Here is a 14740-nt window from a genome sequence, read left to right as displayed (position 1 = left end):
GACGACGCGCCGGCCAGCAGGCAGGACAGCGCTGCGCCGGTGCCGCTGCTTTCAGGCGGTGGGCACCAGCAGCGTGGACTCGATCTTGTTGGCCAGCTGGGCAATGGCCAGTGACGCGGCGCAGCCCGGCGTTTGCAGCAGCAGCAGCTGGCGGCGCATGACGGCATCGCGCACTGCGGGGTCGGCCGGTATGTCGCCCATGTGAATCAGGCGCATGGAGCGGCCCGACTCGGTGCTGACAAAGCGGTCCAGCACCTGCTGCAACTGGCTGGTGATGGCGCGGCCATCGCCCGGCCTGGCGGCCTGGTTGATGACCATGCGCACATGCTGGCGTTTTTGCTGCATGGCCAGCACCTTGATGGCTGCGTAGGCATCGGTGAGCGAGGTGGGCTCGGGCGTGGCCACGATCAGCACTTCGGATGCCAGCGAGACGGAAAACAGCACCACATCGGAGATGCCGGCGCCGGTATCCAGCAGCACCACATCGTAGTTGGGCGTGATCTCCTGGATCACGTTGAGGAACTGGTTGCGCACCTCGGGGGTCAGGCGCGAGTACTCGACCATGCCCGAGCCCGCCAGCAGCACCGAGAAGCCGCCGGGCGCCTGGATGATGGCGTCCTGCAGGGGCGACTTGCCGGTGAACACGTCGTGCAGCGTGACCTTGGGGTGCAGGTTGAGCACCACGTCGAGGTTGGCCAGACCCAGGTCGGCATCGAGCACCAGCACACGCTGGCCTCGTCGGGTCAGGGCGGCGGCCAGATTGGCAGAGACAAAAGTCTTGCCCACACCGCCTTTACCGCTGGTGACGGCAATGATGCGCGCACCGGCGCCTGCCGCTGCAAATGGCGTTGCGGGCGGCACGGGGGTGGCGGCCGGGTTGTTGAAGGGGGGGGACAGCGCGTCGCTCATCTCGTTACTTTCAGTTGACGCTGCCTGCAGGGTCCAGCGGGGGCAGATCGCCCCAGCCCGACGGTGTGTAGAGCGGGCCGAACAACAGGCTTTTTTCTTCGGCACTGACCGTGCTGTCGGGTTGCTCCTCGATGCTCACACGATTGCGGCCCATGGATTTTGCGTTGTACAACTGCTGGTCTGCCCGGTCTGTCCAGAGCAGGGTGGTGGAGCGAATCCATTGCATGGCGAAGGCGCCACCAATGCTGAGCGTGACGTTGACCTCGACCGAGGGCGAAATGCGCACCGGCGTGTTGGCCACCGCACGGCGAATGCGCTCGGCCACCACCTTGCCAAAGCCTGCCTGGCAGGCGGGCAGCACCACGGCAAATTCTTCGCCACCGTAACGTGCCAGCGTGTCCATGGGGCGCACGCAGGCGCTCAGCGTGCGCGCCACCGACTGCAGCACCACGTCGCCGGCCAGATGCCCGTGGGTGTCGTTGATCTGCTTGAAATGGTCGATGTCCAGCATCAGCAGCAATGCGGCCTCGCCCGAGCGCGTCACCCGGTCGATCTCGCGCTCCAGCACCGCCCGAAAATGGCGGCGATTTGCCAGCCCGGTGAGGGGGTCTTTCAGCGACAGCTCGCACAGCCCGTCGATCAGGTTTTGCAGGTAACGCGACGGCTGCTCGCGGCGCAGGGCGGCCTCGCTCCCGCTGGCCTGGGCTACCAGAGCGTGCGCAGTGTCCAGGCGCAGGTCGCGCAGGTCTACGAGGTGGGAGGCCGAATCAGACACGGAATGGGAGAGCCAGAAAGAGCCTGCGAGTGTATCAGCCGACCCGCTCTTTTTGGCCGCCAGAGGCCGCGCCATGGGCGTTTTCTGCCGTGACAGGCAGTTGCTGCAGCGCCCGCAAAGCCTCGGCATCGGTGCGGTACATGGCCAGCCCCGCGCCGGGTTCCAGCACCCCGGCGCGGCGCAGCACCTGTTCCACGGGCAGCTTGAGCCCGCTCAGGTGCAGCGTGCCTGCGCGGGCGCGCAGGGTGGCCACCAGCTGGGCGAAGGTTTCCACACCGGTCACGTCGATGCGGTTGATGGGCTGGGCCAGCAGGCAGACATGCACCACATCGGGGTGTGCGCTCAAGTGGTCCATTACCCGGCGTTCCAGCGCGCTGGCGGAAGCAAAATCAAGTTCGGCATCCATGCGCAGGGCCAGCACATGGGGCGCCAGTGCCGGCAACTGCCAGAGGTGCCGGTCGCGCAGGGTGCCGTCGGGGTGCATGCCCACCTCGATGATGCGTGGGTGCAGGCGCTGGTAGAGGAAATGGCTCAGGTTCATCAGCAGGCCCACCAGCACGCCCCAGTACATGCGGGGGGCCGTGGCCAGCGTCAGGCCAAAGGTGATGCCGGAGATGACCGCCTCGACGCGGGAAATGCGCCACAGCCGCACGAAGCTATCTGGTTTGATCAGGCTGGTGACGGCCGTCACCACCACGGCGGCCAGCACCGACTGCGGCACATGGTAGAGCGCCGGCGTCAGCCACAGCAGCACCACCAGCACCAGGCCGATGGCAAACACGGTGGCCCAGCCGCTGCGGGCGCCGGCATACAGGTTGATGGCCGAGCGCGAGAACGATGCGCTGGTGGCAAAGCTGCCGCACAGGCCGCTGCTGATTTTGGCCAGCCCCTGGCCGATCAGGTCCTGGTTTTCGTTCCAGCGTTCTCCCGAGCGCTGGCTGTCCACCTTGGCGCTGGAAGCGGTTTCGAGAAAGCTCACCAGCGTGACCACCAGCACCGGCATCACCAGTGCTGCAAAGCTGGGCCAGGGCAGGGCGCCAGGCCAGTAAAGGCTGGGCAGGCCGGCAGGCAAGGCGCCCACCACCGCGCCGTCCGCCTCGGCATAGCCCACGGCCCAGCTGATGACCCCCGCCACACCCAGCACCACGATGGCGGCCGGAAAGCCCGGCCGCAGGCGGCGCGCCAGCATCAGTAACACCAGGCTGCCCAGCCCGAAGGCCGCCGCGGTCAGGTCGAAATGGCCCAGCGAGGGCGTCGTCCACAAGGCACCCATATCGGAGCGCAGCCCGGCCAGCGCCCCCAGCTGGGACGAAAGGATCAGCAGCGCCGCCGCCTGGGTGAAGCCGCTGAGTACTGGCGAGGTCACCAGATTGAGCAGCCAGCCAAATCGTGCGAGGCCCATCACCAGCTGCACCAGGCCCGACAGCATGGCCATCCAGGCCGCCATGGCCACCCACTGCGCGCTGCCGGGCTCGGCCAGTCCCGACAGCGATGCGCCAATCAGCAGGCTGGTGAGGGCCGTGGGGCCCACGCCCAGGCGCGTGGAGGCACTGAACAGCACCGCCACCAGCGCTGGCACCAGCGATGCGTAGATGCCGGTCACCAGCGGCATGCCCGCCAGCGCGGCGTAGGCCACGCCCTGCGGCACCAGCATCAGGCCAACCGTCATTCCGGCCCAGAACTCCCCCTTGAGCAAGGCACGGTCAGGGCGCGGCCAGGCCAGAAACGGAAACCAGCGGGACAAGGTGTGCAGTGACATCGCTTCGATTGTCGCCTTTGCGCAAGGCGTATCGGCTCTATGGCTCGTCGTGCACGGCATTCATGCACCGAGAGGGATTGGGCCGGGTGGCGATGTTGTCCTACAGCCCATTCGGCGCCGTCCGACCCCGGCGGCCAACGTGACAGCCGACATTCACACCATCTTTATCTGGAAGGAGCCAACACATGAATATCGGTCATTTTTCGCCTGCTGCCTCGCAACGCATCTGGACCATTCTGGGGGTCACTGCCTTGGCGTTCGGTCTGACGGCCTGCAACAAGCAGGAACAGCCCCAACCCACCGTCGGTCAGAAGCTCGATTCCGCGGTGCAACAAACCGAACAGGCCGCGGCAGATGCCAAGGTGAAGGCAGAGGAAGCCCTCAAGAACGCGGAAACCAAGGTCGAAGAAGGCGCAGCCAAGGTGCAGTCGGGCGCCCAGGAAATGGGCACTGCCGCCATGGGCGCGGTGGACGACGCCACCATCACGGCGCAGGTGTCGGCTGGCTTGGCCAAGGACCCCGACCTGAGCGCGTTCAAGATCGATGTGGACACCCGTGCTGGTGCCGTGACGCTCAGTGGCCCCGCGCCCAACGCCAGCGCCCGCGAACGCGCTGAAACCATTGCCAAAGGTGTGAAGGGCGTGATGTCGGTGAGCAATAACCTCAAGGTCGCAGGCTGACCCTCGGGCTCCTCCTTTTTCTGTGAGGGCGGAGGAGCCTCTTGGTTGGACGGCTCGGTGGAGCCGGCGGCGGCATGGGCGCTTGCCATGTGGCGCGCTACCATGCCATGCATGACTGAAGACACCACTTTCGGGCCTGCAACCCGTATCGTCCACCACCCCTACACCCCTCCCGATGGTTTTGTTGCGCCGCAGCCTGGCGTGTTCAAGGCCTCCACGGTCATTTTTCCCAATGTCGCCGCGATGCGTTCGCGCGAATGGAAAGACAAGAGCGGCTACACCTACGGGCTGCACGGCACACCCACCACCTTCATTCTGGAAGAGCGCCTGTGTGCGCTGGAGGGCGGGCTGCAATGCGTGCTGGTTCCCAGTGGCCTGGCGGCGATCGCCAATGTGGCGCTGGCCCTGCTCCAGCCCGGCGATGAGGTGCTGATTCCCGACAACGCCTATGGCCCCAACAAAGATCTTGCCAACGGTGAGCTGGCCCGCTTTGGTATACGCCATGTGCTGTATGACCCGCTGGACCCAGCCGATCTGGCCGCGCGCATCTCACCGGCAACGCGACTGGTGTGGCTGGAGGCCCCAGGGTCGGTCACCATGGAGTTCCCCGACCTGTGTGAACAGGTGCGCATCTGCCGTGCCCGGGGGGTGACCTCGGCGCTCGACAACACCTGGGGCGCCGGTCTGGCGTTTGCAGCGTTTGATCTCGCCGGAGACGGCAGCGGCAGCCTGGCGGTGGACATTTCGATCCATGCACTCACCAAGTACCCCAGTGGCGGCGGCGATGTGCTGATGGGCAGTGTCATCACGCGCGACCTGGCCCTGCACATGAAAGTCAAGCTCACACACATGCGGCTGGGCCTGGGCATTGCCGCCAACGATGCCGAAGCCGTGCTGCGCGCCTTGCCCAGCATCGGCTTGCGGTATCGCGCGCACGACGTGGCGGCACGCAGGCTGGCCCTGTGGATGCAGGAGCAGCCCGCCGTGGCGCAGGTGCTGCACCCGGCACTGCCGGGCGCCCCGGGCCACGCCCACTGGCAGGCCCTGTGCGGTGCTGCAAACGGCGGGGATGGCGCTGCGGCCGGCCTCTTCAGCGTGATGATCGACGCGCGTTACAGCCAGCAGCAGGTCGATGCGTTCTGTGATGGCTTGCGCCTGTTCAAGCTCGGCTACAGCTGGGGCGGCCCCATGAGCCTGGTGGTTCCCTACCAGCTCGCGTCCATGCGCAGCCGGCCTGCGCCGCACCTGCAGCCGGGCACGCTGGTGCGCTTTTCCGTGGGGCTGGAAGAGGTGGAAGACCTTCGCCGGGATTTGCAGCAGGCCATGGGCAGGGCTTTTGGCGCGATCTGAGTGGGCGATCTGAGGGCGCGGCGTCACGGCGTCAGCCACGGCGGGGGTGGTAGTTTCCTCAGTGGCGCGCAACAGGCAGGTGGCTTAGGGTGTGGCTTGGTGGCAAGGGGCGTTGCACATGCCCGCCTCGACCACCTTTTTTGCCCACTTATGCCCTTGCCTTTATGTCCGCACCTCCTGTCACCCAACTGCCGACCGCCACCGCCGCCGCGATCACGCTGAACTCCCTGCGTTTTGCCGATCCCTTTCGCTGGCTGCGCAAGGGCATGCAGGATGTGGTGGCCGCACCGGGCATTGCACTGTTTTATGGCGCCTGTTTCTGGGGCATGGCACTGGTGCTGGGTTGGGTGTTTCGCACCCGGCCCGAATACACCATGTCGCTGGCCAGCGGCTGCCTGCTGGTGGGGCCGTTTCTGGCGATGGGCCTGTATGACACCAGCCGGCGCCGTGAGGCGGGTCAGGCGCCCGATCTGGGGCAATCCATCACCTGCTGGGACACGCACATGGGCAGCATGGGCATGCTGGTGCTCGTGCTGGTGGTGCTGGAGTTGCTGTGGGGCAGGGCGTCACTGGTGGTGTTTGCCGTGTTCTTCAACACCGGGATGCCCTCGACCACAGGGGTGATGGCGGCCATCTTCAACCCGCAGAACTGGGGCTTTGTCGGTGTTTACCTGGCAGTGGGGGGCGCTTTTGCGGCGCTGGTTTTCTCCACTTCGGTGGTCTCCATTCCCATGATCCTGGACCGCGACACCGATGCGCTCACGGCCGGCATCACCAGCATGCGGGTGGTGCTGGAGAACACCGCCGTCATGCTGCTGTGGGGCCTGTTGATCACCCTCATCGTGGGGGCATCGCTGTGGTTCTGGGGCGCAGGCCTGCTGCTGGCTGGCCCGGTGCTCGGCCATGCCAGCTGGCACGCCTACCGCGCTGCGGTATCCCCTGCGCAGCGCTTGCCAGTTTGAGCGTGCCCAGAGGGCAAGCTGTTACAGTGGGCCACTACTTTAGGAAGCAAATACCTTGGCAACACCCAACTACGGATACGAAAAGCGCCAGCGCGAACTCGCCAAAAAGAAAAAAAAGGAAGAGAAGCTCAAAGCCAAAACCCACCGCAGGCCTGACGAGCCGCAAGATGATCAGCCCGCCGATGGTCCTGCCGCGTTTGCGTCGCCCGCACCGGCCGAGCCCTCGGAATCTTCCGGCGGTTGATTGTGACCAGGGCTCTTAGCGCAAGAGCTTCTGGAGTTCCGGCCACACATTGGCCAGCATCTGCGGATGCGCCTCGGCGCGCGGGTGGATGCGGTCCGGCTGGAACAGGCGGGTCGGGTCAGGCCCATCGGCCACACCCTTGAGGAAAAACGGCACCACGCCTGCCTTATGGGCCTTGGCTACCGCCGAAAAGGTGGCCGCAAAGCGGTTGGCATAGTCGGTGCCGTAATTGGGGGGAACCTGCATTCCCACCAGCAGCACCTTGGCACCCGATTTCTGTGCCGTCTGCACCATCCACGACAGGTTTTCTTCGGTATTTTTCAGCGGCAGACCGCGCAGCGCGTCATTACCACCCAGTTCGATCACCACCTGGTTGGGCCGGTGTTGCACCAGCAGCGCCGCCAGGCGCGAACGCCCTCCCGATGTGGTTTCTCCGCTCACGCTGGCATTCACCACGGTGGCCGCGATCTTTTCCTGCGCCAGGCGCTTTTCCAGCAAGGCCACCCAGCCGGTTCCGCGCGCCAGTCCATATTCGGCGCTGAGCGAGTCGCCCAGCACCAGGATGACCTGTGGCCGCGTTGTGGCTGCCTGTGCCTTGCCGGCCTGCTGGGCCATGGCCGTCGGGGCGCAAAGCCCCACCAGCGCACCGGCAGCGGCGGTCAGGATAAAGTGGCGTCGATGCACATCGCAAATCAAAATAAGAAACCTTTCATGTCCGAACCTACCCCTGCGCCAGCCACGCCCATTATTGCGGTGGAGCATGTTTTCAAGTCGGTGACAGATTCCACCGGCACGCTGGACATTCTGCGTGATATCGATTTCCGCCTGGCGCCAGGGGAAACCGTGGCCATTGTGGGCGCGTCTGGCTCGGGCAAAAGCACCTTGCTGTCGATCATTGCAGGCCTCGATACGCCCACGCGCGGCACCGTGCGGCTCGATGGGCAGGATCTGTTTGCGCTGAACGAAGACGGCCGCGCCGCGCTGCGTGCGCAAAAGGTGGGCTTCGTGTTCCAGAGCTTTCAGTTGATGGGCAACCTCACGGCGCTCGAAAACGTCATGCTGCCCCTTGAACTGGCCGACCGCAGCGATGCCCGCAAGGCCGCCACCGAGATGCTCAAGCATGTGGGGCTGGGCCAGCGTCTGCGGCATTACCCCAAGGTGCTCAGTGGCGGCGAGCAGCAGCGCGTGGCGCTGGCGCGCGCTTTTGTGATGCAGCCCGCCGTGCTGCTGGCCGACGAGCCCACCGGCAGCCTCGACTTCGCCACCGGCGAAACCATCATGCAGCTGATGTTTGACCTCAACCGCGAGCAGGGCACCACGCTGGTACTGGTCACGCACGATCGGGGCATTGCCCAGCGCTGCGAGCGCGTCATCAGCATCGAGGCCGGCAGGGTCAGCTCCTGACCGCTCCGGCGTTGAGCGAAATCGTGTTCAGCGCGCCAAACGGCGCCCGGGCTCTGCCCAGCGGCAGGCCACGGCCGTGAACAGCACATCGGTGGATGAATTGAGTGCCGTCTCGGCCGAATCCTGCAGGATGCCGATGATGAAACCGATGGCCACCACCTGCATGGCCACATCGTTGCTGATGCCAAACAGGCTGCACGCCAGTGGAATCAGCAGCAGCGAGCCCCCGGCCACGCCCGAGGCGCCGCACGCGCATACGGCCGCCACCACGCACAGCAGCAAGGCGGTCGGCATGTCCACTGCAATGCCCAGGGTGTGCGCTGCCGCCAGCGAGAGCACGCTGATGGTGATGGCCGCGCCGGCCATGTTGATGGTTGCGCCCAGCGGAATGGCGATGCTGTAGGTGTCTTCGTTCAGGTTCAGGCGTTTGGCCAGCGCCAGGTTGATGGGGATATTGGCCGCCGAGCTGCGCGTGAAGAACGCCGTCACGCCGCTTTCCCGCAGGCAGGTGAACACCAGTGGATAGGGGTTGGTGCGCAGCGCCAGAAACACGATCAGCGGATTGACCACCAGCGCCACAAACACCATGCAGCCGAGCAACACGGCCAGCAGGTGCGCATAGCCCCACAGCGCCTGCGCGCCAGCTTCGGCAAATGTGCCGGCCACCAGGCCGAAAATGCCCAGCGGCGCAAAGCGGATCACCACCTGGATGATGACGGTGATGCCGGCCGACAGATCGTGCATGACATGGCGCGTGCCCGCACTGGCGTGGCGCATGGCCATGCCAAAGCCCAGCGCCCAGGCCAGGATGCCGATGTAGTTGGCATTCATCAGGGCGCGCACGGGGTTGTCCACCACGTTCATCAGAAGCGTCAGCAGCACATCCTGAATGTTCGTCGGGCCATTGGCCGCATTCGCCGGCGCTTGCAGCACCAGGGTGGACGGAAACCACAGGCTGGCCGTGACGCCCACGACAGACGCCGCCAGCGTGCCCACCAGGTACAAAAAGAGCACCGGGCGCATGTGGGTGGCTTCGCCGGGCTTGTGGTTGCTGATGGCGGCAATCACCAAAATGAACACCAGCACGGGCGCCACGGCCTTGAGGGCAGAAATGAACAGCGTTCCCAAAATGGCCACCTTGGGTGTGGCGGCCGGAAAGAACACGGCCAGCGCGATGCCGGCAAACATGGCAATCACGATCTGCGTGACCAGGCTTGTGCGCTGTATCCAGCGAAGCGGGTTAAGAATCATGGTGTTGAAAAAAGGTAAAACAGGCCAAAGGGGGCGGCAAAAAATGCCCAAAACTGCTGCTGGCCTCCATCGAATGGGCTGGCAAAAGCCAGGCCCGCAAAGCCACACTGGCACGCCAACAACGGCGCAACAAAGCCGCGCCGTCTGGCAGATCGAGAAATGGAAGTGCGCGATTTTAGGCGCTTGAGGGCAAGCCCTTTTCGCAGGGGCTTTCTACCCCGGGGCGCTGATGCGCCCGCTGGCCACATGGGCACCATTCCGTGGGATCGGGCAATGCCCGGATAATCTCCCCATGTCCAGCCCCAAAGTTCTCTTCGGCTTTCACGCCGTGGGCGTGCGTCTGAAGACCGCGCCGAAATCCATTATCGAGATTTACTACGAAGCCACGCGGCGCGATGCGCGCATGCGCCAGTTTCTCGACCGCGCCCGCGAGGCCGGTGCCCGCCTGATCGAGGCTGACAGCGTGCGCATCGCCAAGCTGGCCGGCAGCCACGGCCATCAGGGCGTGGCCGCGCGGGTAGAGCCCGTGGCGCAGGTCACCTCGCTCGATGAGCTGCTCGAAAACCTCGAAGCCGCCGGCATCGAGCAGCCCCTGCTGCTGGTGCTCGACGGCGTGACCGACCCGCACAACCTGGGCGCCTGCCTGCGCGTGGCCGATGGCGCCGGTGCCCATGCGGTCATCGCCCCCAAAGACCATGCCGTGGGCATCAACGCCACCGTGGCCAAGGTGGCCAGCGGCGCGGCCGAGACCATGCCGTACTTCATGGTCACCAACCTCTCTCGCACCCTGAACGAACTCAAGGAGCGCAACATCTGGTGCATCGGCACCAGCGACGATGCGCCCAAGACCATTTACCAGGTGGACCTGAAAGGCCCCGTGGCCCTGGTGCTGGGTGCCGAAGGCGACGGCATGCGCCAGCTCACGCGCAAGACTTGCGACGAGCTCGTCAGCATCCCCATGAAGGGCGCGGTGGAGAGCCTCAACGTTTCCGTGGCCAGCGGCGTGTGCCTGTATGAAGCGCTGCGGCAGCGGGGCGGCTAGAAAGCCCGCACGGCCTGCGTCATTTCATCGAATGTAGGCCGATCATGTTGCCCTCGGTGTCGGTCACGAGGGCGCAGTGGCCGTATTCGCCGATCGAAAACTTGGGCTTGAACACTTTGCCGCCGGCCTTGTCGACGCGGCCTTGTTCGACAGCGCAATCCTCGCAGGCAAAGTAGACCAGCGTGCCGCCGCCACCAGAGGGCACGCCCTCCATCTCGACCAGCGCGCCGCTGGCGCCCGTGGTGGTCATGTCGCCAGGGAAGGACAGCATCTGCATGCCGTTGGCTTCACCCGCGGGTGATTTCAGCGTCTCCAGCTGGCACTGGAACACCGCTTCGTAGAACTTGCGCGCGCGGGCTATGTCCTGCACATGGATCTCGAACCAGACGACGGGATTGGGTTTCATGGGTTACTCCTTGCGTTGCTGAGGGTGAATCACGCGCGGCGCTCGACGTACCGTGCGAAGTTGTCCAGGATGGCCTGCCAGCCCTGGCGCTGCTGTTCGGCGCTGTGGCTGTCCTCGGCGTCGAAGGTCTCACGCACCGTGATGCCATTTGCCACTGGAGCGAACTCGACACGCACCTTGCGCCCGTCGCTCAGGGTGTATTCGATCAGGCGCTGCGGAGCGATACGGGTGTACGTGCCCTCGAAGTCGAAGCCGACGCTGCCGTCCCGCGCCTCCATTCGTGTGCAGAACTTGCCACCTTCGCGCAGATCGACGCTGGCGCGCGGTGTGTGCCAGTCGGGTGAGGCGGCGTTCCACTGCTCGATGGCGTTCGGGTCATTCCAGGCGGCCCATACGCGGTCGATGGGTGCGTGGACACTGGTTTCGATGGTGATCTTCATTGCCATGCCTTTCGGCGACGCCTGCTCGGGCGCCGGGTGAGCGTGGCGCCGCAGGACGACATGCGTGGCTTTGGCCGACGCTACGAACTCAACGCTTTCGTAGCCCAGCGCCCGCAGGTCGAGCCCCTGGAACAGCGGCTCTCCCCGGCCGAGCAGGACCGGCGCGATGGCGATGTGCAGTTCGTCGACAAGGCCTTCACGCAGGTACTGCCGGATGGTGTTGGTCCCGCCGCCGATCCGCACGTCCTTGCCGCCAGCGGCATCGCGTGCACGGTCGAGCGTTTCATGGATGCCGCCAGTAACGAAGTGGAAGCTTGTGCCGCCTTCCATCTCGATCGGCGGCCGGGCATGGTGGGTCAGGATGAAGACCGGGACGTGGTACGGCGGATCGTCTCCCCACCAGCCTTTCCAGGACTTGGCCTGCCAGTCGCCGCGGAAGGGGGCGAACATGTTGCGCCCCAGAATCCAGGCGCCGACGTTCTGAAAGCCGCGCGCGGCGAAATCATCGTCAACCCCCGTGGTGCCGCCGTTCTGGCCGAACAGCGTGCGCTGGAGCGTGCGGGTCGGCAGTAGCCACTGCTGCAGTTCCGTCCCACCGATGCCGAGCGGATCATCAAGGCTTTGGTCCGGACCCGCTCCATATCCGTCGAGCGAGATGGTGAAGCTTTCCACGCGAACACTTGTCATCGTCTTGTCCTCGGTTTAGGCGCCTGATTTGTGTCGGGCATGCAGCCTCGGTCTGGTGTGCGGCAACCATCAGCCCGGAATGTCCGGCTCGACCAGCGCGGCCAGCTGCTGCAGCGATTCCTGCCAGCCCAGGTAGCACATCTCGACCGAAATCACCTCGGGGATTCCGGCTTGCTCAATGTGGACCTCGGTGCCGCACGAAACGGCGCGCAGCTTCACGGTCACCTGCATCTGGCCGGACAGATGGGGGTCGTCGAAGCGGTCGGTGTACTCCGCCAGTTCGCCTGGCACCATCTGCAAGTATTCGCCGCCGAACGAATGGCTGTGGCCGCTCGAGAAGTTCTCGAACGACATCTTGAAGCTGCCGCCGACCTGGCCATCGAACTGATGGACGTGGCAGACGAAGCCGTAGGGCGGCAGCCATTTGGCCAAGGCCGCGCCGTGGGTGAAGGCGCGGTATACCTTGTCGGGTGTGGTGCGCAGCACGCGGTGCAGGCGGACGGTTCCAGTGGGCATGATCGGCTTTCCCTCAGGCGGCACCCACGTTGATCATCCACGGCGTGCCGAAGCGGTCGGTCACCATGCCGAACCCGGCCGACCAGAAGGTCTTGTCGAACGGCATGGTCACCTGGCCGCCTTGCGCCAGGGCGTCAAAAACCCGCCGGCCTTCGGCGACATCGTCCGCCTGGATCGACACCCACAGGCCTTGCGGTTTGGCATAGCCGCCAGCGCATGCGTCGCCGGCGCCGGGTAGCGTGTCAGAGCCCATCAGCGCCTGCTCGCCGACCTGCAGGTGCACATGCATCAGGCGGTCTTTCGCATCGGGCGGGATCGGCGGATTCTGCGGGTCTGGCGGGATCTCGCCGAAGGTGCTCTGGTGCACCACGGTGCCCTTGAACAGATCCTTGTAGAAGGCAAAGGCCTCGCGGCAGTTGCCGTCGAAGTTGAGGTAGGGGGTGAATTGCATGGTGCCTCCGGTTTGAACAGGGGTGGGGTACGGCAGGTCAGCGGCCCGCCACCGCAGCCTCGATGGCAGCGATGTCGATCTTCTTCATGGTCATCATGGCGTCGAAGGCGCGCTTGGCGGCTGCCCGGTCGGCGCCAGTGAAGGCCTGCGTCAGCGCGATGGGCGTGATCTGCCACGAGATGCCCCATTTGTCCCTGCACCAGCCGCATTCGACTTCCTGGCCGCCGTGTCCGACGATGGCGTTCCAGTAGCGGTCAGTCTCGGCCTGATCGGCGGTGGCGACCTGGAACGAGAACGCCTCGCTGTGCTTGACCCCAGGCCCACCGTTGAGTCCCATGCAGGGCAAGCCCAGCACCGTGAACTCGACGACCAGCACATCACCCGCCTTGCCTGCGGGATAGTCGCCGGGCGCGCGGTGGATGGCGCCGACGGCCGAATCGGGAAACGTGCTGGCGTAGAACCGCGCTGCTTCTTCAGCGTCGTTGTCGTACCAGAGGCAGATGGTGTTCTTGGGTGGTGTCATGGTGGGTCTCCGTGCAACCGTGCGGATGTGGCGGGCTGTCTCAGCCGTCGACCAGCAGCGTGAAGCCGCCGTAGATCACGCGCTTGCCGTCGAACGGCATCTGCTGCATTTGCCGGTGTGTGTCGGGGTCGTTGTCGATCGCCTGCATGCCGTCGTCGCGCACCGCTTTGGACGGCCACACGGCCCACGCGAAGACGACGGTTTCGTCGGGCTGGCATTTGACGGCCATCGGCATCGAGGTCAGCTTGCCCTCGGGCACATCGTCGCCCCAGCACTCGATGAGCGCCAGCGCGCCGTGCTTGCGGAAGATGCGCGCCGCTTCACTGGCGTGCTGGCGGTATTCGTCGCGCCGCGCAGTCGGCACGGCGCAGAGGAAGCCGTCGATATAGCTGTTGGAATCCATGCAAGTCTCCTGTATTAAACGATCAATGGAGCAATATGTGTACGACGTCCACTTTATTCCTCCGTAAAATGGACAGCGTCCACATTTAACCCTTCGCAGAACAGGGATGCCGTCTTGAGCGCTTCGCTTTCCGTTCCTCACACTCCCTCCACCCCTGCCGCGTCCGCAGGCCAGACCGCGCGGCGGCCCACCTACCGCCATGGCGACCTGCGCCGCGCGCTGCTCGATGCAGGCATCGCGCTGGTGCGTGAGGGTGGGCCGTCGGCGCTGGTATTGCGAGAGGCCACACGCCGCGCCGGCGTGGTGCCCAACGCCGCCTACCGCCACTTCGCCGGCCACGCGGCCCTGCTCGACGCCGTCCGCGGCGCCGCACTGGGCTTGATGGCGCGCGCCATGGAGGCCGAGATTGACAGCGCCACGCGCCACCTGAGCGCCCCGGTGGCGCGGGCGCGCGCCGCTTTCAAGGCCGTCGGCACGGGCTACGTGCGCTTCGCGCTGGCCGAGTCGGGGCTGTTCCGCACCGCGTTCGTGGCCCAGCCCTTTGACGTGGCCAACGAAAGCCGCGACGACTTTCGTGGCGACAGCGGGCGCGACCCGTTCGAGATCCTGTGCGGCACCCTCGACGACATGGTGGCTGCCGGCGCACTTGGCGCGGCACAGCGCCCGGGCGCCGAGTTCCTGGCCTGGTCGGCCGTGCACGGCCTGGCCATGCTGGCGCTCGACGGCCCGCTGCGCTCGCTGAGCGCCGCGCAGGCCGAAGCCATGGCCCAGCGCACCGTGGCAATGGTGGAGCAGGGGCTGGCGGGCTGAGCGCGTCCAGGCAACGACAGAAAAAACATCCGGCTGCGCAGCAGCGTTGCAGCCGTCAGCCACGGCCGGCGGTGGGTGGAAGAATGGGTTAGGGGTGGGCCCGGGCATGCCACCCTCCGACGCGACTG

The 14740-nt window shown here is 65.6% G+C and carries 19 protein-coding genes and 1 pseudogene; 8 read left to right on the top strand and 12 right to left on the bottom strand.

The features are described 5' to 3' along the window. Positions 1 to 51 precede the first annotated feature (51 nt). The 3 genes from CBP34_RS10230 to CBP34_RS10220 are packed head-to-tail and all read right to left on the bottom strand — an operon-like array spanning position 52 to position 3443. Positions 52 to 909: a MinD/ParA family protein gene (locus CBP34_RS10230; protein WP_094097964.1), complete on the bottom strand. Its 858-nt coding sequence runs from the start codon at positions 907 to 909 to the stop codon at positions 52 to 54. 10 nt (positions 910 to 919) lie between these two features. After that, positions 920 to 1684 carry a GGDEF domain-containing protein gene (locus CBP34_RS10225; protein ID WP_094097963.1) on the bottom strand — a complete coding sequence of 255 codons (765 nt, stop codon included), beginning with the start codon at positions 1682 to 1684 and terminating at the stop codon, positions 920 to 922. A 34-nt stretch (positions 1685 to 1718) separates the two neighbouring features. Beyond that, positions 1719 to 3443: a SulP family inorganic anion transporter gene (locus CBP34_RS10220; protein WP_094097962.1), complete on the bottom strand. Its 1725-nt coding sequence runs from the start codon at positions 3441 to 3443 to the stop codon at positions 1719 to 1721. A 185-nt stretch (positions 3444 to 3628) separates the two neighbouring features. On the opposite strand from CBP34_RS10220, the gene CBP34_RS10215 reads away from it, so the two are divergent. The 4 genes from CBP34_RS10215 to CBP34_RS10200 all read left to right on the top strand — a co-directional run bounded on the left by CBP34_RS10215 (position 3629) and on the right by CBP34_RS10200 (position 6679). Then, positions 3629 to 4123 carry a BON domain-containing protein gene (locus CBP34_RS10215; protein WP_094097961.1) on the top strand — a complete coding sequence of 165 codons (495 nt, stop codon included), beginning with the start codon at positions 3629 to 3631 and terminating at the stop codon, positions 4121 to 4123. A gap of 111 nt (positions 4124 to 4234) precedes the next feature. Further along, complete coding sequence (locus CBP34_RS10210) at positions 4235 to 5473, top strand: PLP-dependent transferase (RefSeq protein WP_208616320.1); 1239 nt, start codon at positions 4235 to 4237, stop codon at positions 5471 to 5473. A 164-nt stretch (positions 5474 to 5637) separates the two neighbouring features. Further along, on the top strand, positions 5638 to 6435 hold the full coding sequence (locus CBP34_RS10205) for a DUF2189 domain-containing protein (protein ID WP_086912497.1): 798 nt from the start codon (positions 5638 to 5640) through the stop codon (positions 6433 to 6435). Between the two features lie 55 nt (positions 6436 to 6490). Continuing rightward, the gene (locus CBP34_RS10200; RefSeq protein WP_094097960.1) at positions 6491 to 6679 is read left to right on the top strand and encodes a hypothetical protein; all 189 of its coding nucleotides are present in this window, start codon (positions 6491 to 6493) and stop codon (positions 6677 to 6679) included. Positions 6680 to 6694: 15 nt separating this feature from the next. On the opposite strand, the gene CBP34_RS10195 is transcribed toward CBP34_RS10200, so the two are convergent. Then, complete coding sequence (locus CBP34_RS10195; RefSeq protein WP_236748399.1) at positions 6695 to 7375, bottom strand: arylesterase; 681 nt, start codon at positions 7373 to 7375, stop codon at positions 6695 to 6697. 15 nt (positions 7376 to 7390) lie between these two features. Here CBP34_RS10195 and CBP34_RS10190 point away from each other — a divergent pair, with 15 nt between their 5' ends. Continuing rightward, on the top strand, positions 7391 to 8083 hold the full coding sequence (locus CBP34_RS10190; RefSeq protein ID WP_086927358.1) for an ABC transporter ATP-binding protein: 693 nt from the start codon (positions 7391 to 7393) through the stop codon (positions 8081 to 8083). 27 nt (positions 8084 to 8110) lie between these two features. Here the strand turns inward: CBP34_RS10190 and sstT are convergent, their stop codons facing one another. Beyond that, positions 8111 to 9334, bottom strand: a complete 1224-nt coding sequence (sstT, locus tag CBP34_RS10185; RefSeq protein WP_086927357.1) for a serine/threonine transporter SstT — start codon at positions 9332 to 9334, stop codon at positions 8111 to 8113. Here sstT and CBP34_RS19420 point away from each other — a divergent pair. Both CBP34_RS19420 and rlmB read left to right on the top strand, forming a co-directional pair. Further along, positions 9333 to 9521: a hypothetical protein gene (locus CBP34_RS19420; protein ID WP_157896729.1), complete on the top strand. Its 189-nt coding sequence runs from the start codon at positions 9333 to 9335 to the stop codon at positions 9519 to 9521. The two genes, sstT and CBP34_RS19420, sit on opposite strands and share 2 nt — an antisense overlap. A 105-nt stretch (positions 9522 to 9626) precedes the next feature. Beyond that, entirely contained in the window at positions 9627 to 10376 is a 750-nt protein-coding gene (gene rlmB, locus CBP34_RS10180) for a 23S rRNA (guanosine(2251)-2'-O)-methyltransferase RlmB (protein WP_094097958.1), read from the top strand. A 19-nt stretch (positions 10377 to 10395) separates the two neighbouring features. On the opposite strand, the gene CBP34_RS10175 is transcribed toward rlmB, so the two are convergent. The 7 genes and pseudogenes from CBP34_RS10175 to CBP34_RS10150 form a co-directional block, all read right to left on the bottom strand. After that, the gene (locus tag CBP34_RS10175) at positions 10396 to 10782 is read right to left on the bottom strand and encodes a VOC family protein (protein WP_086912491.1); all 387 of its coding nucleotides are present in this window, start codon (positions 10780 to 10782) and stop codon (positions 10396 to 10398) included. Positions 10783 to 10811: 29 nt separating this feature from the next. Further along, a complete protein-coding gene (locus CBP34_RS19665; protein ID WP_167372748.1) occupies positions 10812 to 11222 on the bottom strand; it encodes an SRPBCC family protein in 411 nt (136 codons plus the stop codon). 36 nt (positions 11223 to 11258) lie between these two features. Further along, a pseudogene (locus CBP34_RS19660) lies at positions 11259 to 11909 on the bottom strand (dihydrofolate reductase family protein); the annotation flags it as partial. A 69-nt stretch (positions 11910 to 11978) separates the two neighbouring features. Next, entirely contained in the window at positions 11979 to 12425 is a 447-nt protein-coding gene (locus CBP34_RS10165) for an SRPBCC family protein (protein ID WP_094099131.1), read from the bottom strand. Between the two features lie 13 nt (positions 12426 to 12438). Further along, on the bottom strand, positions 12439 to 12876 hold the full coding sequence (locus CBP34_RS10160; protein WP_086912489.1) for a VOC family protein: 438 nt from the start codon (positions 12874 to 12876) through the stop codon (positions 12439 to 12441). Between the two features lie 37 nt (positions 12877 to 12913). Next, entirely contained in the window at positions 12914 to 13399 is a 486-nt protein-coding gene (locus tag CBP34_RS10155) for a VOC family protein (RefSeq protein WP_086912488.1), read from the bottom strand. Positions 13400 to 13439: 40 nt separating this feature from the next. Continuing rightward, on the bottom strand, positions 13440 to 13802 hold the full coding sequence (locus CBP34_RS10150; RefSeq protein WP_086912487.1) for a DUF1428 domain-containing protein: 363 nt from the start codon (positions 13800 to 13802) through the stop codon (positions 13440 to 13442). 207 nt (positions 13803 to 14009) lie between these two features. Here CBP34_RS10150 and CBP34_RS10145 point away from each other — a divergent pair, with 207 nt between their 5' ends. Continuing rightward, the gene (locus tag CBP34_RS10145) at positions 14010 to 14612 is read left to right on the top strand and encodes a TetR/AcrR family transcriptional regulator (RefSeq protein ID WP_236748573.1); all 603 of its coding nucleotides are present in this window, start codon (positions 14010 to 14012) and stop codon (positions 14610 to 14612) included. Positions 14613 to 14740 lie beyond the last annotated feature (128 nt).

Origin of the sequence: Acidovorax carolinensis (assembly GCF_002157145.1) — a bacterium.
Lineage (GTDB): Bacteria > Pseudomonadota > Gammaproteobacteria > Burkholderiales > Burkholderiaceae_C > Acidovorax > Acidovorax carolinensis.
This window is presented reverse-complemented; position numbering and strand designations above follow the sequence as displayed.

Coding starts and splice junctions, on each gene's coding strand:
- CBP34_RS10230 (WP_094097964.1), bottom strand. CDS start 909: ATGAGCGACGCGCTGTCCCCCCCCTTCAACAACCCGGCCGCCACCCCC.
- CBP34_RS10220 (WP_094097962.1), bottom strand. CDS start 3,443: ATGTCACTGCACACCTTGTCCCGCTGGTTTCCGTTTCTGGCCTGGCCG.
- CBP34_RS10215 (WP_094097961.1), top strand. CDS start 3,629: ATGAATATCGGTCATTTTTCGCCTGCTGCCTCGCAACGCATCTGGACC.
- CBP34_RS10210 (WP_208616320.1), top strand. CDS start 4,235: ATGACTGAAGACACCACTTTCGGGCCTGCAACCCGTATCGTCCACCAC.
- CBP34_RS10205 (WP_086912497.1), top strand. CDS start 5,638: ATGTCCGCACCTCCTGTCACCCAACTGCCGACCGCCACCGCCGCCGCG.
- CBP34_RS10190 (WP_086927358.1), top strand. CDS start 7,391: ATGTCCGAACCTACCCCTGCGCCAGCCACGCCCATTATTGCGGTGGAG.
- CBP34_RS19420 (WP_157896729.1), top strand. CDS start 9,333: ATGGTGTTGAAAAAAGGTAAAACAGGCCAAAGGGGGCGGCAAAAAATG.
- sstT (WP_086927357.1), bottom strand. CDS start 9,334: ATGATTCTTAACCCGCTTCGCTGGATACAGCGCACAAGCCTGGTCACG.
- rlmB (WP_094097958.1), top strand. CDS start 9,627: ATGTCCAGCCCCAAAGTTCTCTTCGGCTTTCACGCCGTGGGCGTGCGT.
- CBP34_RS10175 (WP_086912491.1), bottom strand. CDS start 10,782: ATGAAACCCAATCCCGTCGTCTGGTTCGAGATCCATGTGCAGGACATA.
- CBP34_RS19665 (WP_167372748.1), bottom strand. CDS start 11,222: ATGAAGATCACCATCGAAACCAGTGTCCACGCACCCATCGACCGCGTA.
- CBP34_RS10165 (WP_094099131.1), bottom strand. CDS start 12,425: ATGCCCACTGGAACCGTCCGCCTGCACCGCGTGCTGCGCACCACACCC.
- CBP34_RS10160 (WP_086912489.1), bottom strand. CDS start 12,876: ATGCAATTCACCCCCTACCTCAACTTCGACGGCAACTGCCGCGAGGCC.
- CBP34_RS10155 (WP_086912488.1), bottom strand. CDS start 13,399: ATGACACCACCCAAGAACACCATCTGCCTCTGGTACGACAACGACGCT.
- CBP34_RS10150 (WP_086912487.1), bottom strand. CDS start 13,802: ATGGATTCCAACAGCTATATCGACGGCTTCCTCTGCGCCGTGCCGACT.